Source organism: Aquihabitans sp. McL0605, from assembly GCF_049993875.1.
GTDB lineage: Bacteria > Actinomycetota > Acidimicrobiia > Acidimicrobiales > Iamiaceae > Aquihabitans.
On sequence record NZ_CP188252.1, the window covers coordinates 2294939 to 2317812 of the forward strand.

At 72.9% G+C, this 22874-nt stretch carries 19 protein-coding genes; 9 read left to right on the top strand and 10 right to left on the bottom strand.

All coding sequences use genetic code 11. The features are described from left to right. Positions 1 to 35: 35 nt before the first annotated feature. Positions 36 to 824: an SDR family oxidoreductase gene (locus ACPPVX_RS10525; RefSeq protein ID WP_426574853.1), complete on the bottom strand. Its 789-nt coding sequence runs from the start codon at positions 822 to 824 to the stop codon at positions 36 to 38. Positions 825 to 983: 159 nt separating this feature from the next. Here ACPPVX_RS10525 and ACPPVX_RS10530 point away from each other — a divergent pair, with 159 nt between their 5' ends. The 3 genes from ACPPVX_RS10530 (at position 984) to ACPPVX_RS10540 (ending at position 4879) form a co-directional block, all read left to right on the top strand. Further along, positions 984 to 2357: an FAD-binding oxidoreductase gene (locus ACPPVX_RS10530; RefSeq protein ID WP_426574854.1), complete on the top strand. Its 1374-nt coding sequence runs from the start codon at positions 984 to 986 to the stop codon at positions 2355 to 2357. 148 nt (positions 2358 to 2505) lie between these two features. Continuing rightward, on the top strand, positions 2506 to 4062 hold the full coding sequence (locus tag ACPPVX_RS10535) for an acetolactate synthase large subunit (RefSeq protein ID WP_426574855.1): 1557 nt from the start codon (positions 2506 to 2508) through the stop codon (positions 4060 to 4062). A 265-nt stretch (positions 4063 to 4327) separates the two neighbouring features. Continuing rightward, the gene (locus tag ACPPVX_RS10540) at positions 4328 to 4879 is read left to right on the top strand and encodes an MgtC/SapB family protein (protein ID WP_426574856.1); all 552 of its coding nucleotides are present in this window, start codon (positions 4328 to 4330) and stop codon (positions 4877 to 4879) included. Between the two features lie 29 nt (positions 4880 to 4908). On the opposite strand, the gene ACPPVX_RS10545 is transcribed toward ACPPVX_RS10540, so the two are convergent. Next, positions 4909 to 6441, bottom strand: a complete 1533-nt coding sequence (locus tag ACPPVX_RS10545; RefSeq protein ID WP_426574857.1) for an FGGY family carbohydrate kinase — start codon at positions 6439 to 6441, stop codon at positions 4909 to 4911. A 409-nt stretch (positions 6442 to 6850) separates the two neighbouring features. Here ACPPVX_RS10545 and ACPPVX_RS10550 point away from each other — a divergent pair, with 409 nt between their 5' ends. Continuing rightward, complete coding sequence (locus ACPPVX_RS10550; RefSeq protein ID WP_426574858.1) at positions 6851 to 8227, top strand: DUF4173 domain-containing protein; 1377 nt, start codon at positions 6851 to 6853, stop codon at positions 8225 to 8227. 9 nt (positions 8228 to 8236) lie between these two features. After that, on the top strand, positions 8237 to 8629 hold the full coding sequence (locus ACPPVX_RS10555) for a VOC family protein (RefSeq protein WP_426574859.1): 393 nt from the start codon (positions 8237 to 8239) through the stop codon (positions 8627 to 8629). A 233-nt stretch (positions 8630 to 8862) separates the two neighbouring features. On the opposite strand, the gene ACPPVX_RS10560 is transcribed toward ACPPVX_RS10555, so the two are convergent. Both ACPPVX_RS10560 and ACPPVX_RS10565 read right to left on the bottom strand, forming a co-directional pair. Next, positions 8863 to 9372, bottom strand: coding sequence for an SRPBCC family protein (locus ACPPVX_RS10560; protein ID WP_426574860.1), 510 nt, complete (start codon positions 9370 to 9372; stop codon positions 8863 to 8865). 10 nt (positions 9373 to 9382) lie between these two features. Then, on the bottom strand, positions 9383 to 12580 hold the full coding sequence (locus ACPPVX_RS10565) for a CocE/NonD family hydrolase (RefSeq protein WP_426574861.1): 3198 nt from the start codon (positions 12578 to 12580) through the stop codon (positions 9383 to 9385). A 145-nt stretch (positions 12581 to 12725) separates the two neighbouring features. On the opposite strand from ACPPVX_RS10565, the gene ACPPVX_RS10570 reads away from it, so the two are divergent. Continuing rightward, positions 12726 to 13772 carry an oxygenase MpaB family protein gene (locus ACPPVX_RS10570; protein ID WP_426574862.1) on the top strand — a complete coding sequence of 349 codons (1047 nt, stop codon included), beginning with the start codon at positions 12726 to 12728 and terminating at the stop codon, positions 13770 to 13772. Here the strand turns inward: ACPPVX_RS10570 and ACPPVX_RS10575 are convergent, their stop codons facing one another. After that, on the bottom strand, positions 13773 to 14165 hold the full coding sequence (locus ACPPVX_RS10575; RefSeq protein WP_426574863.1) for a VOC family protein: 393 nt from the start codon (positions 14163 to 14165) through the stop codon (positions 13773 to 13775). It abuts the gene before it with no gap. Positions 14166 to 14221: 56 nt separating this feature from the next. On the opposite strand from ACPPVX_RS10575, the gene ACPPVX_RS10580 reads away from it, so the two are divergent. Both ACPPVX_RS10580 and ACPPVX_RS10585 read left to right on the top strand, forming a co-directional pair. Beyond that, a complete protein-coding gene (locus ACPPVX_RS10580; RefSeq protein ID WP_426574864.1) occupies positions 14222 to 15451 on the top strand; it encodes an MFS transporter in 1230 nt (409 codons plus the stop codon). Between the two features lie 52 nt (positions 15452 to 15503). After that, complete coding sequence (locus ACPPVX_RS10585) at positions 15504 to 17846, top strand: penicillin acylase family protein (protein WP_426574865.1); 2343 nt, start codon at positions 15504 to 15506, stop codon at positions 17844 to 17846. Between the two features lie 17 nt (positions 17847 to 17863). On the opposite strand, the gene ACPPVX_RS10590 is transcribed toward ACPPVX_RS10585, so the two are convergent. From ACPPVX_RS10590 to ACPPVX_RS10610, 5 genes are all read right to left on the bottom strand, one after another. Next, positions 17864 to 18580 (bottom strand): YceI family protein, encoded by a 717-nt coding sequence (locus tag ACPPVX_RS10590; RefSeq protein ID WP_426574866.1) that lies wholly within the window; start codon positions 18578 to 18580, stop codon positions 17864 to 17866. Positions 18581 to 18659: 79 nt separating this feature from the next. Beyond that, a complete protein-coding gene (locus ACPPVX_RS10595; protein WP_426574867.1) occupies positions 18660 to 20042 on the bottom strand; it encodes a diguanylate cyclase domain-containing protein in 1383 nt (460 codons plus the stop codon). Positions 20043 to 20127: 85 nt separating this feature from the next. Further along, entirely contained in the window at positions 20128 to 20736 is a 609-nt protein-coding gene (locus ACPPVX_RS10600) for a GerMN domain-containing protein (protein WP_426574868.1), read from the bottom strand. Continuing rightward, the gene (locus ACPPVX_RS10605; RefSeq protein WP_426574869.1) at positions 20733 to 21323 is read right to left on the bottom strand and encodes a sensor histidine kinase; all 591 of its coding nucleotides are present in this window, start codon (positions 21321 to 21323) and stop codon (positions 20733 to 20735) included. Before ACPPVX_RS10605 ends, ACPPVX_RS10600 begins: the two co-directional genes overlap by 4 nt. Next, complete coding sequence (locus tag ACPPVX_RS10610; RefSeq protein ID WP_426574870.1) at positions 21287 to 22081, bottom strand: HAMP domain-containing protein; 795 nt, start codon at positions 22079 to 22081, stop codon at positions 21287 to 21289. Before ACPPVX_RS10610 ends, ACPPVX_RS10605 begins: the two co-directional genes overlap by 37 nt. Before the next feature lie 102 nt (positions 22082 to 22183). Between ACPPVX_RS10610 and ung the strand changes: the two genes are divergently transcribed. Continuing rightward, positions 22184 to 22855: a uracil-DNA glycosylase gene (gene ung / locus ACPPVX_RS10615; RefSeq protein WP_426574871.1), complete on the top strand. Its 672-nt coding sequence runs from the start codon at positions 22184 to 22186 to the stop codon at positions 22853 to 22855. Positions 22856 to 22874 lie beyond the last annotated feature (19 nt).

Genomic DNA, 22874 nt, shown 5'->3' on the forward strand with positions numbered 1-22874 from the left:
AGCGAGGGCCGCGCTCACCCGGATGGGTTACCAGGTCAGAGGTCTGGGAAGCCCAGATCGAGGTTCGGCTGCTCCAGGCCCCCGTCGACCTCGATCACCTTCCCGGTGACGTAGCCACCCGCCGGAGAAGCGAGGTACACGACCGTGGCGGCGATGTGATCGGGCTCGCCGATGGCGTGCAGCGGGGTCAGCGCCTCCATCTCCGTGCGCATGCCGTCGTCCTGCATGACGATGTCGAGCGCGGACGTGGCGACCGAACCGACGGCGATGGCGTTCACCCGGACCTTCGGCGCCAGGTCGCGCGCGGCGAGGCGCGTGTAGTGGGCCAGGCCGGCCTTCGCCGTGCCGTACGCGAGGTAGCCCCGGCCCGAGACGCGGCCCATGATCGAGGAGATCCCGACGATCGACCCGCCACCCGTCTCCAACATGATCGGGAGGGCGGCCCGGTTGAGGGCGTGGGCGGTCACCACGTTGAACGAGAACGCCTCGGCGAGGAAGCGCGGCGAGGTGTGCTCGAAGGGCCGGGGCATCGAGCCGCCGAGGTTGTCGACGACCACGTCGAGGCGGCCGAACGCGTCCTTCGCCGCGCCGGCCAGGGCGGCCACCGCGTCGAGGTCGCTGAGGTCGGCGGCCACGACGTGGGCCCGACGGCCGGCGGCCTCGATCCGGGCGGCCACCTCGGCCAGCTGGTCCTCGGACCGGGACGAGATGACCACATCCGCGCCGGCCTCGGCGAGCGCGACGGCGGTGGCGGCACCGATCCCCCTTCCCGCTCCGGTGACGATGGCGACCTGGTCGGTGAGGAGGAACTTGTCGAGGATCAAGGGTGGCTCCCGGGCTGGATCTGACGGACCGTCAGAGTAGGTCGCCGCGGCCGGCGGCGGGCTCGGGTTCGACGGCGAGGGGCGTGGCATGCTGGCGACCCACGTCCGGGCGACGGGCGCCCGCCCTGCTCCGCCCGGAACCACCACGCAGGGGGCTCCATGGGGGATCTGGTCACGGCACTGGTCGACATCGTCGGCGCCGCCAACGTCGCCACGGGCGATGCCATCGCAGAGGACCTGACCCACGACGAGGCGATCACCGCCGTGCCCGTCGTCCCCGCCGCCGTCGTGCGCCCTGCCACCACCGATGAGGTGGCGGCCATCGTGGCCCTCGCGGCGGAGCAGGGCGTCGCGCTCACCGCCCGGGGCTCGGGCACCGGCCTGTCGGGCGCGTGCATCCCCCAGCCCGACGGGATCCTCGTGTCGTTCGACCGCATGGCCGACATCCTCGAGATCGACACCGACAACCACGTCGCCCGGGTGCAGCCCGGCGTGACCCTCGCGCAGCTCGACGAGGCCACCGCCGCGGTCGGGCTGGTGTACCCGGTGTTCCCCGGCGAGAACTCGGCCAGCCTCGGCGGCAACGTCGCCACCAACGCCGGCGGCATGCGCGCCGTGCGGTACGGCGTCACCCGCCACCAGGTGCTCGGGCTCACCGCGGTCCTCGGCACCGGCGAGGTCATCACCACTGGCGGCAAGTTCGTGAAGGCCACCTCCGGCTACGACCTGACGCAGCTCATCATCGGCTCCGAGGGGACGCTCGCCCTCGCCACCGAGGCCACGCTGCGCCTCCACCCCCGCCTCACCCACGGCGCCACCGTGCTGGTCCCGTTCCCCGGGCTCGACGAGGTGGCGGCGGCGGTCCCGCGCATCGTCGGATCGGGCCTCATGCCGACGATCCTCGAGTACATCGACTTCATCACCATGAGCGCGATCACCGCGGCCAACAACCTCGAGCTCGGGGTCCCCCAGGAGATCAAGGACGGGGCCCTCGCCTACCTCGTGGTCGTCCTCGAGAACCGGGCGCAGGACCGCGTGGACGAGGACATCGTGGAGCTGGCCGAGCTCGTCACCGGCCTGGGCGCCATGGACCTCTACGTGCTCCCGTCCCACTCGGGCGCCGCCCTGATCGACGCCCGGGAGAAGGCGTTCTGGACGGCGAAGGCCAACAACGCCGACGACATCATCGACATGGTCGTCCCCCGCGCCAGCATCCCCGAGTACCTCGGCGCGGTGCAGGAGATCGGGGCGGCCACCGGCTCGCTCGTGGTCGGCTGCGGACACGCCGGCGACGGCAACGTCCACCTCTCGGTGTTCCAACCCGACGTCGCCACGCGCAAGGACGTCGTGGGCCGCATCCTGCGCGCCGGTGCCGACCTGGGCGGCGCGGTGAGCGGCGAGCACGGCATCGGCACCGAGAAGAAGGCCTACCTCGCCGCCATCGAAGACCCCGCCAAGCTCGACCTCATGCGCCGCATCAAGACCAGCTTCGACCCTGCCGGCATCCTCAACCCCGGCGTCATCTTCGATTGACCAGGCCTGTGCAGGACCGTGGCGCCACGACACGATGCTGCACGGCCCGGGCTCACCTCGCCAGCCCCGATCGGCGAGGTTCGTGCAGGACGGTGTCGACACGGCACGGTTCCGCACCCACCTCCACTCCCAGAGAAGGACCCATCCCATGAACGGTGCCCAGGCCCTCATCCGCACGCTCGTCGACTCCGGCGTCGACGTCTGCTTCATGAACCCAGGGACGTCGGAGATGCACTTCGTCGCCGCCCTCGACGACGTGCGCGAGATGCGCGGCGTGCTCGCCCTGTTCGAAGGCGTCGCCACCGGTGCCGCCGACGGCTACGCCCGCATGGCCGACAAGCCCGCCGCCGTGCTGCTGCACCTCGGGCCCGGCCTCGGCAACGGCCTCGCCAACCTCCACAACGCCCGCAAGGGCCACACGCCGGTGGTCAACATCGTCGGCGACCACGCCACGTACCACAAGCAGTACGACGCGCAGCTGGAGTCCGACATCGAGACGGTGGCGCGCAACGTGTCCACCTGGCTGCGCACCTCGGCATCCGTCGAGGAGGTGGCCGCCGACGCCGCCGACGCCGTCGCCGTGGCCTCGGGGCCCCCGGCCCAGATCGCCACGCTCATCCTCCCGGCCGACGTGAGCTGGAGCGAGGGCGGCGTGCCCGCGTCGCCGGTCGCCCCCGCCGAGCCCACCGCCGTCGACCCGGCGAACGTGGCCGCCATCGCCGCCGTCCTCCAAGCCGACGAGCCCGCCGCCGTGTTCCTCGGGGGCCGGGCGTGCCGGGCCGACGCCCTGGTCGACGCCAGCCGCGTCGCCAACCGCACCGGCGCCAAGCTCCTGGCCGAGACGTTCCCCGCCCGCATCGAGCGCGGCGCCGGCCGGGTGCCCGTCGACCGCCTCGCCTACCTCGCCGAGTTCGCCGCCATGCAGCTCGACGGGCTGAAGCACCTGGTGCTCGTCGACTCGAAGGCGCCCGTGTCGTTCTTCGCCTACCCGGGCAAGGCGAGCGACCTGGTGCCCGAGGGCTGCACCGTCCACGTCCTGGCCGATCAGGGGGGCGACCCGGCCGCCGCGCTCGCGGCGCTGGCAGAGGCCGTGGGCGCGCCCGCCGACGGCGCCACCATCCAGGCCGAGGCCCGGCCCGAGCTCCCCACCGGACCGCTCACCGCCGACGGCGTCTGCCAGGCCCTGGGTGCCCTGCTGCCCGAAGGCGCCATCGTCTCCGACGAGGGCAACACCTCGGGCCTGTTCGCCGCGGGCCACACCGCCGGTGCCCCCGCCCACGACTGGATGACGCTCACCGGCGGCGCCATCGGCCAGGGCCTCCCGGCCGCACTGGGTGCCGCCGTGGCCTGCCCCGAGCGCAAGGTCATCGCCCTCGAGTCCGACGGCTCGGCGATGTACACGATGCAGAGCTGGTGGACCATGGCCCGCGAGGAGCTCGATGTGGTCACCATCTTGTTCAACAACGCCAGCTACGCCGTGCTCAACATGGAGCTCAACCGCGTCGGCGCCACCGAGGGCGGCCCCAAGGCCAAGGAGATGCTCGACCTCAGCGGCCCGAACCTCGACTTCGTCGCACTGGCCACCGGCTGCGGGGTGCCCGCCACCCGCGCCACGACCGCCGAGGAGTTCTGCGAGCAGCTGCAGGCCGCCCTCGCCACCAAGGGCCCGAGGGTCATCGAGGCCATCGTCCCCAGCATCATCTGAGGCTCCGCCTCCGATGATGCTGCCTTGGCCGTCATCGGTCGCTCGCTCACGGGGATCGCGGCGCACGCGCTCCTCTCCTCGCCTTCGGCGTTGAGCTACCCATGCCGTTCCTTCCGCTCAGCGTGCTCCGGGCCTGGCGGCCTCCAGCACCGGGGCTGCTCGGGCCCATCGCCTTCGGCGAGGGCTGGCGCCGGCTCACGCGGCGTTGCTGGCGCGGTGACAGCGTCCGCGTGGTCGGACCGGGGGCGCCGGTAGGGTGCGCGGCATGGTGACGATGGCGGCCGAGCTCGGGCCGCACCTGCTCGCGGTCCACGGGATCGCGCGGGCCGACCTCACGTTCCGGATGCTGGCTGCGCTGGGGCTCACCTACCTGATCGGGTTCGAGCGCGAGCTGCGCGGCGCGGCCGCCGGCGACCGCACGTTCGCGCTGATCGGGCTCGGCTCTGCGGTGATCGGCTTCCTGGCGCTGAACAACGCGCCCAACGCGCTGGCCGGCGTGGTGACCGGCATCGGCTTCCTCGGCGCCGGCGTGATCATCCACGGCGGGGTCCGCCCCGACGAGTCGATGATCCGGGGCGTGACCACCGCCGCCACCATCTACCTCGCCGCCGCCGTGGGCGCGGCGTGCGGGCAGGGCGAGCTGTACCTCGCCACCATCACCACCGCCGGCGCGCTGTTCATGCTCGAGGTCCGCCACGGCAAGGTCCTGCGCTGGCTCGACGGCCGCCGCTGGGCCCACCGCTTCGTGGCGCCGAACGACCCCGACCTCCCCGACGACGAGACCACGCAGTCGAACGACGACCCCGACAGCCACTGACGCCCGGCCCGGTGACGGGGCTGATCGAGTCAGATGGGCGGCGGGGTGCCGAGGGCCAGCGGGCGGAGGGCGTCGAACGCGGCGGTGAACTGGCCCTGGGCGTGGTCGTGGACGGCGGCCACCGACGCGTCGGGCTCGAACGAGGCATCCAGCCGGACCCAGTCGACGCCGGCCGCGACGCCCACCTGATCGAGCGCCCAGCCGGCCGCAGCCCGGGCCCCGGAGTGATCGGGCTCGACGATGGTGCGGACCGGCCGTTGGAGGACGTCGGCCAGGATCTGCGACCACCCAGGAGAGCGGGCGGCGCCGCCCGTCAGCACCACCTCGGCGGCCTCCTGCCCGGTGAACGCCTCGACGGGGCCGAGCAGCCAGCGCAGGTTGTGGGCCACACCCTCGGCCGCGGCGCGGACGAGGTCGACGCGCTGGGTGTCGAGCGAGACCCCGATGAACCCGCCGCGCACCGACGAGTCCGCTTGCGGCGACATCGAGCCCGAGAACCACGGGAGGAACCGCACCCCTCCGGCGCCGGGCACCGACGCCGCCAGCGCCGCCTCGAAGCCGGTGAACGGGTCGGGCGCGCCGTGCGAACCGAGGGCATCGTCGGCGTGGACGAACGAGCGCAGGACGTGCTCGACCGACCGGCCGGCGATGCCGTTCTCGGCGGAGACGAGGTACTCGTCGGTGCGGAGGCCCGGCATGGTCAGCACCTCGTGATCGAAGTCGGCACCCAGCTCGGGCGCCGAGCTGAGGACGACGCCGGTGGTGCCGATGGCCACCCCCACGCGCCCCGGGAGCGACGCCCCCGTGGCGAGGGCACCCGCGCAGCTGTCGGTCATGCCGGTGAGGACGGGCACGTCGGCCGCCAGCCCGAAGCGGTGCGCCAGCTCGGCGCGCACGGGACCGACGACCGAGCCCACCAGCACGAGCGGCGGCAGGCGATCGGCATCGACCTCCGCCATGGCCACGAGCTCGGCGTCGTAGGTGGTGGCACCGAGGGTGCGGTTGTCGATCAGCTGGCTGGCGAACATCGAGCCCTGGGTGGCCTGGACCACGCCGGTGAGCCGGGCGGTCACGTAATCGACGGGCTCGAGGTAGTGGGCGGTGCGGGCGTGCACCTCGGGCGCGTCGAGCTGGAGCGCCAGCAGGTGACCCAGGGCCAGGCCACCCCCGATCGGCGGGATGGGGTGTCGCTCCATCCACGTGGCGAAGGCCGACTCGTGACGGCCCAGGATGTCGAAGCAGTGCGGGGTGCCGCGCTGGTCGAAGTAGAGGCGCATCGGGGCCAGCGGCAGGAGGTCGGCGTCGACGGGCACGATCGACGAGTACTGGGCGCACAGGCCGATGGCGCGGACCTCGGCCATCGCCGCCGCGCCCACCGCGCTCGACAGGTCATCGAGGGCGCCGACGACGGCGTCCCACTGCGCTTCGGCATCCTGCTCGGCCACGTCGCCCTGCCGGATCCAGCTCAGGGGCCGGTGCGCGGCGCCGACCGTGGTCCCGTCGTCGCGCACCAGCACGACCTTGACGTTGGTCGAACCGATGTCGATCCCGAGCGCATCCACCACAGCGGCCTCCCTTCGATGGCCGGCTGACCCTACGCACCGCGGCGGCCGTCCCGTCACCGGCCTGCACCTGATCTGCACAACCCGCGCAGGACCGTCACACACGATCGTTCCTACGTTGCCCCCAGAGCGGGCGCCTGCGGGGCGGCCGCCGCGGGAGCGGGGGAACCAGATGACCAGTGCCAGCGGCCCGACCGGGTCCGATCGACCGGTCCCACCATCCGGCCCGGGTGGCGTGCCCCTCGGCCCGCCACCGCCCGGTGCCGTGGCCATGCACCGGCCGGGGTGGGCACCGCTGCCCCCGCCCCCACCGTCGGCGACGGGGCAAGGGCCGGGGCCGATCGCGCCCGGTCGCGTCCGGGCGCCGCGCCCGCCCGATCCGGCTCCCGGCCGGCTCCTCGCCCTCGTGGTGGCCGCAGGCGTCCTCCTCGAGGTCGGCCTTCGCGGCGGCGTCGCCAACGTGCTGGTCGCTGCCGGTGCGGTGCTGGTGGTGATCGCGCTGGTCACGGACCGGCGGATCCCCAACCGTCCGTCGCGTGCCGTCGCTGCTGCCGCGGTGGTGCCCCTGGGGTTCCTGGCCGTCCGCTCGAGCCCGTGGCTGGCCACCAGCAACGTGGTGCTCGCCACCACCCTGGTCGCCGTCGCCATCGGCCTCAGCCGGAGCGGATCCGTGTCGGACACCACGCTCGGCCGCCTGGTCCGCCGATGGGCCCGAGCCATCCCCAGCGCCTGGTCGGGCCCGCGAGCGCTGGCCCCCGTGCTCCCGGAGGTGTCGGCGACGAGCGGACAGCGCGCCGCCCGGGTCGGGGTGGCGGCGCTGGTGTGCGTACCGGTCCTCGCCCTGGTGGTGCTGCTGCTCGCCGCGGCCGATCCGGTGTTCGCCGGGCTGCTGACCCCCGATCTCCACGTCGGCCCGGTGGTGGGCCACCTCGTCTGGACCGCGCTGCTCGCCGCCCTCGCCGCGTGCGTCGTCGGGGCGGCGGCGTCCGATGCGGAGGATCCGGAGTCCCGCGGCGGGTTCGGAGTGCTCGAGACCGCCACGATGCTCGCCCTCACCGCCGCCGTCCTCGGGCTGTTCGTCACCGCCCAGCTCGTCGCCGTCACGAGCGCCGGCCAGCGGCTCGTCGACCGCTCGGGGCTCACCCCCGCCGAGTACGCCCGCAGCGGCTTCTTCCAGCTGTGCTGGGCGACCGGGCTGATCCTCAGCCTGCTGGCCGTGATCCGCCGGCTGGCGGCGCCCGGCGTCATGCGTGCCCCGCTCGTCCGGATCCTGGCCGCGGTGGTCCCGTGCCTGGCCCTCGGCCTGGTGGTCGTGAGCCTCCGGCGGCTCGGGCTCTACGACGACGCGTTCGGCCTCACCATGCTGCGGCTCTGGGTGATGGGCGCGGCCGTGTGGATGGGTGTGGTGCTCCTGTTCATCGCCGCCCGCAACGCCGGCGTCGCCTGGCGCCGGGAGTGGGTGCTCGGGGCCTCGCTGCTCGTGGGCGCGGTGCTGGTGGTGGCCGCCGACGCCGCCGACCCCGAGGCCTTCGTGGTGCGCCACAACGTCGCGCGTGCGGAGCACGGCGCCGACCTCGATGCCCGGTACCTGGCGTCGTTGTCCGACGATGCCGTCCCCGCGCTCGTCGCCCGGTGGGGCGCCCTCGGCCCCGACGGGCGACCGATCCTGGAGCCCGCGCTGCGCTGCGACGAGCCTCCGGCCGGGGGCGCCGCCGCGCTCAACGCGTCGGTCCGGCGGGCCGAGGAGCTGCGCCGCCAGGCGTGCAACGGAACGGCTGGCCCGTAGCATCACGCGGTGTCGATCCACCACCTGCAGCTCTGGGTTCCCGACCTGGCCCGCGCCACCGAGTCCTGGGGGTGGCTCCTGGAGTCGCTCGGCTACGAGCTGGCCCGCGAGTGGGACCACGGACGGGTCTGGCGCCAAGACGGCACCGGCATCGTGATCGAGGCCTCGCCCGACATGGTCCCCGGCATGCTCCACTCGCGGCTCCGGCCGGGCATGAACCACGTGGCCTTCCACGTGGAGAGCACCGAGGCCATCGGCGGGTTGGTCGAGGAGGCCACCGAGCACGGCTGGCACCGCTTGGGCGACGATCCCCGGCACCCCCTGGGGCCGCGCCAGACGGTGGCCTACCTCGAGGACCGCGACGGCTTCGAGGTCGAGCTCATCGCCCCGGCTGCCGACTGACGCCCAGCCCTCGCACGAGGGGAGGGCCCGGACGCGAAAGCGGCTCTGCCGGGCCGGAGCCCGGCAGAGCCGGTGGGATCACCACAATGGAGGGGCGTGGCGATCCCGAGACCGGAGCCCGAGAGCTCCGGCGACGTGACCTTGCGGGTCGGCCACGTCACAGGAGGTAACCCCCAGCGTCGACGAACATGACGCCGCGCTGAGAAAAAGGCCCGAGCGATCGGGTGGCCGGCTCAGGCGCCGTCGGTGGACGCGGCGGCGCGATCGGCCGCCACCACCCCGTCGAGGGCAGCCAGCGACGCCGCCAGGTTCTTCTCGATGCCCTTGCGAGCGACCTTGAGGACCGGGGTCAGGCCGCGACGGGGCTTCATGGCCATCCGGTAGGTCACCTGCGACCGGCCGGGGCTCACCTCGCGGATGGTGATCCGCTCGACCAGGCGCTCGAAGATCGGTGGCCCCTCGGTGCCGGTGAACGCCCACACGTTGGGCTCGTCCCAGGCGATGAAGCGCTCCTGGAACTTCAGGCCGCCGGTCAGGGTGACCTGGCGGGTCGAGCCGATGCCGGTGGCGGGCTCGGACGTGGCCCGGCAGTCCTTGAGCGAGCCCATCCACTGGGTCCAGCGCGGGTAGTCGAGGATCGAGGTCCAGACCTCCTGGGGCGTGCCGGAGACCAACCCCACGGCCTCGGCGATCACCGGTGCGGTCTCGGCGAAGTCGATCGTCTCTGGGATGAAGGTGGCCATGGATCGGTCCTCAGGAGGGGATGGAGCCGGCGTACTGCGGCAGGGCGATCAGCTCACCCACGATGGTGGACAACGGCGTCGCTGCGGTCAACCGCGCCACCGTGGTGGTGAGCTCGGTGGTGGACGGCGCCCGGCGCAGCAGGGCGAAGTACAGGTTGATGACGTCGACCGTGTTCGCCGACGTGCGCTTGAACTCGCTGGAGTCGGAGAAGTTGAGCATCACCTGGCCGCGCGACTTCTTGTGCTGGTCGAGCTGGCCCGTCCAGTAGGCGATCCCTGCGGCGTCGCCCGGGCGGCCGAGCACGTTCTGGTACACCCGCTCGACGAAACCCTTGTTGGTGAGCGACTTGTACTTGGTCTTGAACTCGGTCGACGAGGCGAAGCTGTTCGACACCTTCAGCAGCGAGGTGCCCGTACGGCGCTTGCCCACCCAGTACGCCTGACCGGCGGCATCGGGGCTCCGCTGGAAGTACGCGAGGTAGAGGCGGGTGACCGGATCGATGGTGGTGGTGGCCTCGGTGCCGTGGCGCAGCGAGGTGATGTAGTCCTCCGCCGACTGGCCGCCGTTCAGGGCGGCGACACCGGCCGTCACCGCCGAGGCGGGAGCGGAGCCGGTGAAGTCGGTGAGCTGGCGCTTGACGAACGCGTTCCACGTCCCGAAGAGGCGGAGGGCGAGCGGCTTCACCGTGACCGGCAGGGACGCGTCGGACGCCGGCGCGGTGGTGGCGCCGTAGACCGCGGTGACCGTGACCTCCAGCGGCACCCCGGGGGTGACCGCCGGGATGGTGGCGGCGGTCGCCGAACCGGCGACCGTCACGGCGGCGGGTGCGGTCGATCCCGACGGCGCACCGGCGGCCACGTGCGGCGTGACGGTGTACGAGTCGGGTGCGGTGCCCGCCGGAGCGGTCCAGCTGACGGCGACGTCGCCGCCCTGGGCTGACGCGGTGACCGCGGTGGCGACGCGGTTGGGGACGTAGTCGCGGCACGGCTGGTTGCGCAGCGAGACGGCCTGGCTGGTCACCCCGGACAGCGTGCACGCCGGCAGGGCCGTCGGCAGGAAGAACGGGGCGCTGGGCAGCCGCGGGAGGACGATGCGCGACGGCATCCCGGTGCTGTGGCCGACCGAGTTGGTGGCGGTGCCGTCGATGGTCTCGAACTTCCAGAACGGCTGGTTGCCGCCGGGCGCCTCGATGTTCACCCGCAGGCGCGACCCGGGCCGGATCACGTGGGCGAACGGGAACATCTCGATGCGGACCTTGGTGAACTGACCGGCCGGCAACGGGGACGCGTCGACGGCCTGGTGGTCCTGGTACGGCACCAGCTCGGTGGAACGGGTCGGGTCCTCGGTCCGGTGGCTGGCCCGCAGCCAACCGCTCTGGATGTAGACCTCCTTGCCGTCGGGGCGGACCTCGGTGAACGTGGCCTCGAGGTCGGTGTCGGCCGCCGACGACTTCAGCCACAGGTCGACGCTGCCCTGGCCGGCGTACGCCACCTTCTGGGTGTAGGGCGCCGTCACGAAGCTGAGGGCGTTGCCCTCCTTCAGCACGTCCCAGTGGTAGTTGGGGTGGGGCCCCCACGCATCACCGGTGCTGCCGTCGGAGGTGCTGGCCCGCTTCGTGGCCGGGTCGTAGGTGTACGACGAGGAGGCCCGAGCCGCGGTGTCGGCGACGGCCGGGGCCGACGCGCCGAGCGCGCCGTCGGGCTGGAGGTAGAGCTTCTCGGCGCTGATCTCGCTGGGCGGCCAGTTGGTGTAGCGGGTCTGCGTGGCCGCGAGGGGCAGGCCCTCCTTGCCGGCCTTGCCGCCGTTCTCCCAACGGATCGAGATCCGCGGCTGCGCCTCCCAGTCGGCGAGCGCCTGGGCGTACGACGGCTTCGAGGCCCACGTGTTGAAGGGCAGCGCGAAGTCGGCATCGTTGTTGGGCGCGTTGAAGAGGTCGGCCAGGATCGACGGCATCCCGAGCGTGAGCAGCGATGCCGTGTGGGGGATCCGGTGGCCCACGTAGAGGTCGATGAAGCTCATCTGGTCCTGGATCTGCTCCGGGCCCATCGGCTCGACGTGCGTGCCGTTCGTGAAGTTGCCGTAGACCTTGGTGGCCGGGTCGAACAGCGGGATCAGGTTGGCGGCGCTGCCACCGGTCTGCTCGTCCTGCCACTGGCTCGACAGGAACGTCGGCATCTTGATGTCGTGGATGAACGTCTCGGTGTTCAGGTAGTCGAACTCGTGGTCCGCGAACGGCGTGTTGTGGATCCGTTGGAGGAGCGGCTTGGCCTCGTTGTGCATGATCTGGTTCTGCGCGCACGTGGTGTCGCCGTTGGCGATGCGGTTCTTCACCCAGGTGTGGGCGGACGGCTTGGCATCGTTCTCGCGCTCGGTGGCCCAGTCGACGGCGAAGCCGTCGTTCAAGATGCCGCCCGGGTAGAGGATGCCGCTGTAGGTGTCGGAGAACGGGGACGCCGGGGCGATGGCGTCGAGGTGCGGCGGGTTGGTGGCGCCCACGTAGAGCTGGCTGTAGCCGGAGTACGAGATGCCGGCCATGCCGACGTGGCCGTTCGACCAGGTCTGGTGGGCGAGCGTCTCGATGGCGTCGTAGCCGTCGAGGCCCTGGAGGTCCTCCATGAACTCGAACGCGCCGCCCGAGCAGGTGGTGCCGCGCAGGTTGATGCCCACGGTGACGTACCCCTGGTACGGGTAGAACGCCACCTCTTGCGGCGGATCGCCGGGCTGCGAAGGGTCGTAGCCGGAGTAGTTGACCACCACGGGCCACGGGCCGGTGCTGCCGTCGTTGGGCATGGTGACGTTGATGGAGAGCTTGGTGCCGTCACGGGTGGTGAGGTAGCCGAACCCGGCCGAGATCGGCTGCGTGGCGGCCATGTTGGCGTAGAAGCTGTCCGGCGGGTCCTCGTCGGTGCTCGTCACCGTGAGGGCCCCGACGGTGCCGGCGGCCGTGGCCACCTGGTAGCCGCTGCCGGGCGTGACCTTGTGGAACAGGTAGGCACCGGCCGTGTCGGCGGTGCCGCTGTCGACGACCGTGCTGGCGCTGTTCAGCAGCTGCACCGGCGTGCCGGCGCCCAGGCCGTAGGCGTAGACCTGCTCGACGCTGCCAGAGGCCGTGAACGGCGGCGCCGCGGCGGCCGCCGGTCCAGACGGCGAGGCCGCCAACGGGCCCGCGACAGCGAGCAGGCAGAGCACGAGCAGCACACGACGCATCAGGTTTCTCCCCCCGGGGGCCGCACCAGGCCCCTCGTGCGCCCGATTCTGGCGGCCCCGCCCCGCTGGACCAAGTCAGCGGGCGCGTTGCCCCACCAGGTGCGGCGTGCCATCCTCTGCCACCGCACGCGTCACGGAGGATCCGATGGCTCCCGCTGCCAAGGCCACGAGCGACACGCCGCCACCCGCCCGTCCGGCGCGCACCGCCGGCATCCACCCCGCGGCGGCCCGCATGTGGCGGCCCGAGCCCGAGTGGGTGCCGGCCACCGCATCGAGCGCGGAGCTGGTCGGGGGCATCACCGGTGGCGTGTTCGGTGCGCTCGCAGCGCCGGTGATCGCCCGCCCGATCCTGCGCGCCATGTCCGCGCTCGGCCCCGGACCGGGCTCGCGTCCGGTCGACGCCGCCGAGATGGGCGATCCGGGCTGGTTCGGGCCGACCAGCGTCGCGTGGCGCGTCCACAGCGACCCGTCGCTCCTGGTGGCGGGCATCGCCGCGTTCACCCTCCAGGCCCTCCACCCGCTCGCCATGGCCGGCGTCGCCGAGCACAGCGCCTTCTCCGACGACTTCCTCGGTCGCACCCGGCGCACCGCCGAGTTCGTCCAGGGCGTCGTGTACGGGTCATCGGCGCGAGCCGAGCGGCTGTGCCGGATGGTGCGCAAGGTGCACGAGCCCGTGGTGGGCGTGGCCCCCGACGGGCGCCCCTACGCCGCCAACGACCCCGACCTGCTCGACTGGGTGCACATCGCCGAGTACCTCGCCATCGCGTCCGCCAACCGGCGCTTCTCGCTGCACCCCATGACCCGGGACGAGCTCGACCAGTACATCGCCGAGGTCGCCCGCGTGGGCGAGGCCACGGGCGTGGAGCACCCGCCGCGGTCGTGGGCCGAGATCCTCGAGGCGCTCGAGCGCCACCGGCCCAACCTGGCCGTCGGCGAGTACGCCGCCGCCGGCATCGGCTTCTTGAACGACCCGCCGATCCTCCCCGCGGCGTCGAAGCCGGTCTGGCGCTCGCTGTGGGGCGGGGCCCGGGCCTCGCTCCCGCCCGTGGCCCACCGCCTGCTCAACTTGCCCGAGCCGTCCACGGCCGAGCTGATCGGCTGCCGGGCCACGCTGCGGCTGCTGTCGAACCTGAGCAGCGGCGACGGCCCCGAGCTGAGCGCCGCCAAGGTCCGCCTGGGCATCACCGGCTGATCAGCCGGCGGGCTCGATGAGGTCCCAGCGGTTGCCGTAGACGTCTTGGAAGACCGCCACGGTGCCGTACTCCTCCACCCGGGGCTCCTCTTCGAAGTGCACGCCGCCGGCCCAGTAGCGGGCGTGGTCGCGCCAGAAGTCGTCGGTGGTCAAGAAGAAGCCCACCCGGCCGCCGGTCTGGTTCCCCACCGAGGCCGCCTGCGCCGGCCCATCGGCCTCGGCGAGCAGCAGCGCCGTGCCCACCGACCCCGGAGGGGCGACGCGCACCCAGCGCTTGCCGCCACCGCGGTCGGTGTCCTCCAGCAGGTCGAAGCCCAGCACGCCGCAGTAGAACGCGATCGCCTCGTCGTAGCCGGGGACGACCAGGACGACGGTGCTGAGCTGCTGGACCATCGCCCCAACGTAGGTCGACCCTGACCGCCGGGGGCGGGGATCAATAGCGTGGCGGCATGCCCGACGAGCGCCGACGCCACCACCCGCTCGTCGTCGAGTGCACGGTGTTCCTCGCGTTCGGGGCGCCGATCGGGATGCTCGGCGCCGGCTGGCCCGAGGCCCGGCACCTGTTCCACAGCTCCACCGGGTCGCTGGGGCTGGTGGCCGGTGCGTACGGGCTGGGGCGGCTGGTCACCGCCACCTCGGCCCTGCCCATCCTGCGCCGCTGGCACGTGCGCGAGGCGACGGCCGTCTTGGCCACCGTCCTGGCGCTGTCGGGCGTGGCGGTGGCCCTGACCCGCTCGTTCGCCGTGCTGGTGGCGGTGTTCGCGGTGATCGGCCTGGTGTCGGGCTGCCTCGACGCGCTGGGCAACCGCTACCAGACGGTGGTGCGCAACGTGGGGAGCGCCGGCCTCATGTTCGGCGCGTTCGGGGTGGGCGCCACCCTCGGGCCGATCCTCGTCGCCATCGCCGGGTGGACGCCGGCGTTCCTCGCCTCGGCCGGGGTGGCGGCGGTGGCCGCGCTGCTGGCGGTCCCACGGGCCGTGCGGTGGCCGGCCGCGATCGACGAGGCCGAACCGCCGCACGGCGACCACAGCCGCATCCAGGTCCCCCGCTGGGTGGTGGCCCTCTCGCTCTCGCTCTTCGGCATCTACTGCGGCATGGAGGTGACCACGGGCAACTGGGGCGCGTCGTACCTCGAGGGCCACCGGGGCGTGTCGGGATCGGCGGCGGCGTGGTCGATGAGCGGCTTCTGGGCCGGCATGACCCTCGGCCGCCTCGGGCTCGGGCTGGTCACCGGGCCGGGCCGGCCGTTCAGCGCCCGCCAGGTGCTGGTGGGCTCGGGCGTGCTGGCGACCGTGGTCTACGTCGGCATCCCGCTCGCGCCCGTTCCGGTGGCGATCGGCCTGATCTCGGTGGCCGGGCTGGCGCTCGCCGCCATGTTCCCCACGCTGATGTCGACCACGGCCGACCGCGTCGGGGTGGGCGCCGCCGGCCGGGTGATGGGGTGGCAGCTGCTGTCGGCCAACGTGATGGAGCTCGGGCTGTCGGCCGTCGTCGGGATCTGGGTCAGCCTCACGGGGCCCGGTGCGCCGGCCATCGCCCTCGCCGTGATGAGCATCATCGGGCTCCCGCTGCTCGTGAAGTCGGCCAGCCTCCACGCCGCCGACGGCACGGTGTCGATCGATCTGGGCGGTGCAGGTGCCGCCGACGCCCGGCCCTCAGCGGAGCCCCGGTCGGCCTGAGCCGACCTGGAGGGTGCCCGCGGTGCGGGCGTCGAGCTGCTAGCCACCGTCCATGGACGTACGGGGTGAGGGACGGTACGAGGCAGACATCCGGTGGACGACGCACGGCGTGGCCCACATCCGCGCCGGCGACTGGGGGAGCCTCGGGTACGGCCAGGGCTTCGCGTGCGCCCGGGACCACCTGCCCACGCTGGCCGACCAGATCGTCAAGGTGCGCAGCGAACGGGCCCGCTTCCACGGGGCCGGCCCCGGCGACGCCCACCTCCACTCCGACCTCGGCTACCTCGCGCTGGGCGTGCGGGAGCGCGCCCCGCAGCTGCGCGACGCGCAACCGCCGCACATGCGAGCGCTCGTGGCCGGGTACGCCGCTGGGTACAACGCCTGGCTCGACGAGGGCACCCGCGAAGGCACCCTGCCCGAGTGGGGCGCCGGCGCCGCCTGGGTCCGCCCCATCTCCGAGCTCGACCTGTGGGCGTACTACGTCGACATGGGCCTGCTGGCGAGCGGCCGCAATCTGGCCCAGGTGATCGGCAGCGCGCAGGCGCCCGGTCCCGACGGGCCCGCGGCCCCCGCCGGGCTCGACGCCCTCGGTGGCGGAGCCGGCGCCAGCAACGGGTGGGCGTTCGGGAGCGAGGCCACCGCATCGGGGCACGGCCTGGTGGTGGCCAACCCGCACTTCCCGTGGGGCGGCGAGGCCCGCTTCTGGGAGTGCCACCTCACCATCCCCGGTGAGCTCGACGCCTACGGGGTCGCCCTGCTCGGCGCCCCTGGCGTGCAGCTCGGGTTCAACGCCGACGTGGCCTGGGCCCACACGTTCTCCCGCGGCCACCGCTTCACGCTGGCCCAGCTCGCGCTGGTGCCCGGGTCCCCCACCACCTACCGCTACGGCGACGAGGCGCGGGAGATGACCTCCCGGGAGGTGGCGGTGGAGGTGCTCGGCGACGACGGCACGATCTCGTCGGTGACCCGCACGCTCTGGCGCAGCCACCACGGCCCGATGGTCAACCTGCCGCTCATCGGCTGGGGCCTCGACGTGGGCTTCACCTACCGCGACGCCAACCTCGACAACGACCACTTCCTCGCCCAGTTCCTGGGGATGGCGCAGGCCAAGGGCATGGACGAGTTCCAGGCCGTCTTCGCCGAGGTCCAGGGCATGCCGTGGGCCAACACCCTCGCCGCCGACCGCACCGGGCGGGCCTGGTTCGTCGACGCCTCGGCCACGCCGAACCTGACCGACGAGGCCATCGCCCGGTTCCACCACCGCATCGACACCGACCTGGTGGCGGCCCTGCTGTTCGAGAACCGGGTGGCCCTGCTCGACGGCAGCGACCCCGGCGACGACTGGCAGGACGACCCGGGCGCCCGCTCCCCCGGCCTGCTCCCGTTCGACCGCCTCCCCCAGTTCGAGCGCCGCGACTACGCCCTCAACGCCAACGACTCGCACTGGCTCAACCACGCCACCCACGCGCTCGAGGGCTACTCGCCGCTCCACGGCCTGGAGCGCACGGCCCGCACGCTGCGCACCCGCCAGAACCTGCTCACGGCCGAGCGCCTGGCCGCCACCGGCGCCCTCACCGTGCCGGGCGCGGTCGAGGCGCTGCTCACCAACGACAGCCTCAGCGCCGAGCTCCTCTGCGACGCCGTGATCGCCCGCGCCACCGCGGCGGGGACTGCCACGATCGACGGCGCCGCGATCGATCTGGGCCCGGCGGCCGCGGTGCTGGCCGGTTGGGACCGGCGCTGCGACCTCAACTCGGTCGGTGCCGCCCTCTGGCGCGAGCTGATGGGTGCGTTCAGCTCCCAGCAGATGCAGGCGTCGGGACCGCTGTTCGCCACCGACTTCGACCCGACGGCCCCGGTCACCACCCCGGCCGACCTGGCCGGCGCGCCGGTCGAAGGCGACGATCCGATCCTGGTGGCCCTCGCCACCGCCCTCCGCCTGCTCGACGCCGCCGGCGTGGCCATCGATGCCCCGCTCGGCGAGGTCCAGTGGGCGCAGCGCGGCGAGCACCGGGTGCCGGTGCACGGCGGCTACGAAGGCGACGGCGTGCTGAACATCCTCGTCCCGACGGGCGCCCTCGCCTCGCTGAGCCTCGAGCCCGGACCGGCGCCGCTCGGTGCCGTGGCACCGGAGCGCATGCTCACCACCGGCATCGCCGAGGGCGGCTACCGCTGCACCTACGGCACCAGCTTCCTGATGGCCGTCGAGCTCACCGACGACGGCCCCCAGGGCGTCGGCCTCCTTGCCTACGGGCAGTCGGGCGACCCTCGCTCACCCCACCACGTCGACGGGTCCGAGGCGTACGCGGCCAAGGCCACCCGCCCGCTCCTGTTCACCGACGCAGCCATCGAGGCCGACCCGGCCCTGGTCCGGCGCACCCTCCGCTCGACCTGATCGCTCGCCCCGACCTCTCAGCTCTTCCCGAGGACGACGAGGAACTCGAAGGAGCCCTGGTCGTCGATCGACGCGATCGGGCCGCCGGTGGGCTTGTCGATGCCGTAGTCGGTGAGGACGATCGGGACCGGCTCCTTGGTGGCGACGCGGATGGTGTCGCCCACGATCTTGGCCTCCACGTCGAACGTCACCGGCTTGGTGACCCCGTGGAGCGTGAGGTCTCCGGTGGCGGTGGCCGTGACGGTCTCGCCCTCGGCGGGCTTGGACCCGAAGTCGATCGGTTCGGTGAGCTTGAAGGAGGCCTCGGGGAACTGCGAGGTCTGCAGGCCGCGGCTCTTGAGGGCGTTGGCCCGGTTGGTCACCGAGAGGCCGGGCACCTCGTCGGAGAACGCCAGCTTGCTCAGGTTGACGGTGAAGTCGCCGCTGCTGATGTTCGTCCCGGCGACGGCGATCGAGCCGTTGACGTCGCCGGACCGACCGACCGCCGTGTGATCGGCGAGACCGCCCGCGAACGACTCGTTGATGCGGAACCCCGCGGTGGTGTCGCCGGCCTGGACGGTCCACGTGCCGTCGAGGGAGGCGGGGGTGGTGCCCGTGGTGGTCTGGCTGCTGCTGCCGCTGGTGTCGTTGACGGACAGCTCGGCCGGCGGATCGTCGCGCAGCACGAACCACCAGAAGGCCGCTCCCGCCACGAGCACGACGACGATGGCCACACCGATCAGCTTCTTCAGCATCCCTGCAGTGTTGCGGATCGCCCTGTCTTTGCCACGTCGGAGCGCAGCGAGCCGGCCCCGGGCTCGGTTCGAGACCTGGTCAGGGGACGAGGCGGGCGGCCTTCTTGGCCTGGTACATCGCCTGGTCGGCCCGGTGGACGAGGTGCTCGGGCGTGTCGCCCGAACGGCTCGCCGCCGTTCCCACCGAACCGGTGACGAACAGCTCGGCCGGGCCGGAGGTGAAGGCGGCGTCGAAGGCCTGACGGGTGCGCTCGGCCACCTCCTCCAGGTCATCGGGATCGTCGACCACGATGCAGAACTCGTCGCCCGCGTACCGGGCGACCGATCCCTCGTGGCCGGCGGCCACCGCGAGGCGCTCGGCCAGCTCGATGATCACGGTGTCGCCGGCGAGGTGCCCGTGGCGGTCGTTGATCTCCTTGAACCGGTCGAGGTCGATGAACACCAGCCCCGGCAGGTAGCCCCGGTTGAGCATGCGGTGGAGGTAGGCGATCAGGGAGTGCCGGTTCCACGCCCCGGTGAGGCCGTCGTGGTCGACCCGGTGCCGCAGCTCCGACTCGGTGCGGCTGCGATCGCTCACGTCGCGGCCGATCCCGTAGATGAGGCCGGCCTGGACGTCGGAGACGAGGTCGAGCTCGATCCACACGAGGTGGCCGTCCTTGTGCTGCACGCGGCGGACGACGCGCTGCGCGCCCTCGGTGGTCGCCAGGAGCGCCGGGCGGGAGCCGCCGCCCTCGGCATCGGTGTCGAGCAGGAACGATCGGTCGCGCCCCTCGAGCTCCTCGGGCGTGTAGCCCAAGATGGCCTCGCAGGCCGGGTTGGCCGACAGCACGTCGCCGTCGCTCGACAGCGTGACCATCAGGTCTCGCGACGCCTGGAACACCGCCTCGGCCGCCCGGCGCTGCTGGCGCATCTCGCGGACGGCGTTGCCGACGATCGAGCCGATCAGGACGACGACCCCGAACCGGAAGCACGCGTAGCCCGGGGAGAACGCGAGGTCGTTGCGGTAGTGCACGCCGAGCGACCACCCGGTCAGGAGGAGGCCGCCGCCGATCCCCCCGAGGATGCCGCCGATCCGGCCCCAGCGGACCGCCGCCTCCACTGCGAGGGCGAGCGGCAGGAGCTGCACCGGGTCGTCGGCGCTGGCCATCAGGTTGGCCATGATCATGATGACCACGATCGAGTCGGCCGCCATGGCGGTGATGCCGATCATCGGCAGGCGGTGGACCACGTCCGCGGCCCGCAGGCCCCGCCGGATCCACAGGCAGGAGAGGAACAGGACGGCCATGGCGCCCCAGGCCAGGTACCAGAACTGCCCGGGGTAGAGGGCCGTCTGCACGAGCGCCAGCACCAGGCACCAGGCCCGGACCCGCTGGATCCCCTGCTCCGTCTCGAAGTCGGCCGACGCACCAGCAGCGGCGAGCCGGTTGCCCAGGCTGGCGTCGAGTGCGGAGGGGTTGCTCATGACACCCCCATGATCGGCGCCTCCCGGAGGTCCTGAACCCTTGCCGGGGCAAAGAAGGTCGGATCGCCCACCCGATCAGGTGGGGTCACCCGGGTTGGAGCGCCTCGAAATCGTCTCGCGACAGGGCCTCGTCGCTGTTGGTCCCGTCGGAGAGCGGCACGGTCGCCTTCTTGCCCTTGACGCTGAAGCGCACCCCGCCGATGCCCGGCTGGCCGGTCAGCGTGTAGACGATCTGGGCCAGGGCCAGGAGCTGCTCGCCGCTGCGGATGTCGCCGAACGCCGGGGTCAGGTCGACCTTGGCGGTGCCCCGGCTGGTGCGGACCGAGGCGATCGTGCCCGCCGGGACCGCCGAGGTGATGCCCAGCGACTGCTCCACCTCCGTGGGGCCGGCGATGAGCAGGGAGAGCAGGTCGGAGAGGCTGGCGTCGTCGGGCACCGACCGGTCGACCGCCAGCAGCTTGTCCTTGGTGAGCAGGTACACCTCGGCGGTGCGGCCGGCCTCGACGGAGGTGGTGGTGGCCTTGTCGTCGAGGAGGCCGAACGGCACGTCGGTGGGCTCGATCCGGTTGGCGTCGGGCTCCGAGGAGATCCCGCACGAGGCCAGCGTGCTCACCAGGACGGCCAGGACCAGGGCGCCGGCGAGGGCGGCCCGACGGCGGACCAGGGTGGTGGAGGTTCGGGGCACGGACGTCACGGCAGGGACCTCGGGATCGTCACCACGAACCGGGCGCCACCAGCGGGCGCCCCCTTGATCACGACCGTCCCCTCGTGGAGGCGGACGTGCTCGCGCACCAGGGCGAGACCCAGGCCGGTGCCGGGCACCGACGGGTCGGCACCCCGGGCGAAGCGCTCGAACACCTGCTCGCGCTCGCCGGCGGGGATGCCCGGACCGGCGTCGTCGACGAGCAGGCGCATGTGGTCGGCATCGCCGGTGATGCGCAGCTCGGTGGCACCGCCGCCGTAGATGTCGGCGTTCTGCACCAGGTTCACCAGCACCTGACCCATCCGGCGCTTGTCGATGCGCACCTCCTTCGGCGCGGTGGGGCCCACCACGACGGGGAGCTCCTCCCGGTTGATCGAGGTCAGCACGTCGGTCACGAACGCCTTCGGGTCGACCGGCTCGAGGACCAGCTCGGCCACACCCGCCTCGACCCGGGAGATCTCGAGCAGGTCGGTGATCAGCGTGGTGAAGCGATCGACCTCGTGCTGGAGGTGGTCGAGCGCCTCGGTGCCCGCCGGCTCCTTCACCCGCCGCCGGGCCACCGACAGGGCGGACAGCATGGCGGCCAAGGGCGTGCGCAGCTCGTGGCTGACGTCGGACGCGGAGCGGCTTCGCGCTCGATCCGGAGCTGGAGGCCGTCGACCAGGTTGTCGAACGACTGGACCAGCGGCTCGAGGTCGGCGTCGCCGTCGCTCTCGAGGCGCCGGTCGAGGGCGCCCTCGCTGATGAGGTTGGCGGCATCGGCGGTGCGCCGGACCGGTCGAAGGATCCGGGCGCTGGCCCAGCGGCCGGCCAGCACACCCGCGATCGTGGTGGCCGCGGCGGCGAGGATCAGGCCCTGGCGCACCCGGTTGATCGAGTTGGCCACCTCGGCCATCGGGACCAGCTCGACGTACGCCGGACCGCCGGCGGCGGCCGACAGCGGCACGCCCACCGCCACCGCCGTCCCGCTGCTCAGGTGGACCCGCTGGCGGCCCGCCGTGCTGGAGTCGATCACCGTCACGAGCGAGGTGGGGATGTCGCTGCGGTCGCCGGTGACGGAGCTGGAGTACCAGGTGCCGTCGACCCGGACGAGGGCGAAGCCCTGGGCGCTGGTCTGCGCATCGGCCAGCGCCTCCGACGGGGTGGCCGGGTTCTGGGTCAGGGCGTTGTCGACGGCGCGGGCGTTGACGTAGGTCTGGCGCTCGGCCACGCGCTCGCGCTGGCGGATGAGCGTCGAGCGGGTGACCTCGAAGCACACGATGGCGAGCAGCGTCGACACCACGAAGGCCAGCCCGCCGAACGCCACCATGGCGCGGTGCGCAGCGGCGGCCGCCACACCAGAGAGGGTCCCTCCGATCCACGCACGCTCACGACTGTGGCAGGTCCGCACGCACGGGAGGGATCACTGCGGGTGCAGCCACCGGTAGCGTTCGCGGCGATGGCCCCTCAGACCGACTGGAACCCGGTCCTCCGCGGCGAGCTCGCCAAGCCGTACTGGGCCGACCTCCAGGCCTTCGTGGCCGACGAGCGCCGGCACCACCAGGTGTTCCCTCCCGCCGACGAGGTGTTCGTGGCGCTGCACCGCACCGCCTACGGCGACGTGAAGGCGGTGATCCTGGGCCAGGATCCGTACCACGGGCCCGGCCAGGCCCACGGGCTGTGCTTCTCGGTGCGACCGGGCGTGCCGCTGCCGCCGTCGCTGCGCAACGTGTACGCCGAGCTGGCGACCGACGTGGGCGCCCCCACCCCGAACCACGGGTGCCTCGACGCGTGGGCCGACCAGGGGGTGCTGCTGCTCAACACCACCCTCACGGTGCGGGCCCACCAGGCGGCCTCGCACCAGAAGCACGGGTGGGAGACGTTCACCGACCAGGTGATCCGGGCCGTCGACGCCAAGGACGATCCGGTGGTGTTCATCCTCTGGGGGGCGGCGGCCCGGCGGAAGAAGGAGCTGATCGACCGGCGCAAGCACACCGTGATCGAGTCGGCCCACCCGTCGCCCCTGTCGGCGCACAACGGGTTCTTCGGCAGCCGGCCGTTCTCCCGCACGAACGAGGCCCTCGTGGCGGCCGGACGCGATCCGATCGACTGGACCATCCCCGACCGCTGACCCGCCTCGCCCCCCTCCG

What these genes read in the sequence shown, in the direction of transcription:
- ACPPVX_RS10530 (WP_426574854.1), top strand. Translation starts at nt 984, where the DNA reads ATGGGGGATCTGGTCACGGCACTGGTCGACATCGTCGGCGCCGCCAAC.
- ACPPVX_RS10535 (WP_426574855.1), top strand. Translation starts at nt 2,506, where the DNA reads ATGAACGGTGCCCAGGCCCTCATCCGCACGCTCGTCGACTCCGGCGTC.
- ACPPVX_RS10540 (WP_426574856.1), top strand. Translation starts at nt 4,328, where the DNA reads ATGGTGACGATGGCGGCCGAGCTCGGGCCGCACCTGCTCGCGGTCCAC.
- ACPPVX_RS10560 (WP_426574860.1), bottom strand. Translation starts at nt 9,372, where the DNA reads ATGGCCACCTTCATCCCAGAGACGATCGACTTCGCCGAGACCGCACCG.
- ACPPVX_RS10565 (WP_426574861.1), bottom strand. Translation starts at nt 12,580, where the DNA reads ATGCGTCGTGTGCTGCTCGTGCTCTGCCTGCTCGCTGTCGCGGGCCCG.
- ACPPVX_RS10570 (WP_426574862.1), top strand. Translation starts at nt 12,726, where the DNA reads ATGGCTCCCGCTGCCAAGGCCACGAGCGACACGCCGCCACCCGCCCGT.
- ACPPVX_RS10575 (WP_426574863.1), bottom strand. Translation starts at nt 14,165, where the DNA reads ATGGTCCAGCAGCTCAGCACCGTCGTCCTGGTCGTCCCCGGCTACGAC.
- ACPPVX_RS10580 (WP_426574864.1), top strand. Translation starts at nt 14,222, where the DNA reads ATGCCCGACGAGCGCCGACGCCACCACCCGCTCGTCGTCGAGTGCACG.
- ACPPVX_RS10585 (WP_426574865.1), top strand. Translation starts at nt 15,504, where the DNA reads ATGGACGTACGGGGTGAGGGACGGTACGAGGCAGACATCCGGTGGACG.
- ACPPVX_RS10590 (WP_426574866.1), bottom strand. Translation starts at nt 18,580, where the DNA reads ATGCTGAAGAAGCTGATCGGTGTGGCCATCGTCGTCGTGCTCGTGGCG.
- ACPPVX_RS10595 (WP_426574867.1), bottom strand. Translation starts at nt 20,042, where the DNA reads ATGAGCAACCCCTCCGCACTCGACGCCAGCCTGGGCAACCGGCTCGCC.
- ACPPVX_RS10605 (WP_426574869.1), bottom strand. Translation starts at nt 21,323, where the DNA reads ATGCTGTCCGCCCTGTCGGTGGCCCGGCGGCGGGTGAAGGAGCCGGCG.
- ung (WP_426574871.1), top strand. Translation starts at nt 22,184, where the DNA reads ATGGCCCCTCAGACCGACTGGAACCCGGTCCTCCGCGGCGAGCTCGCC.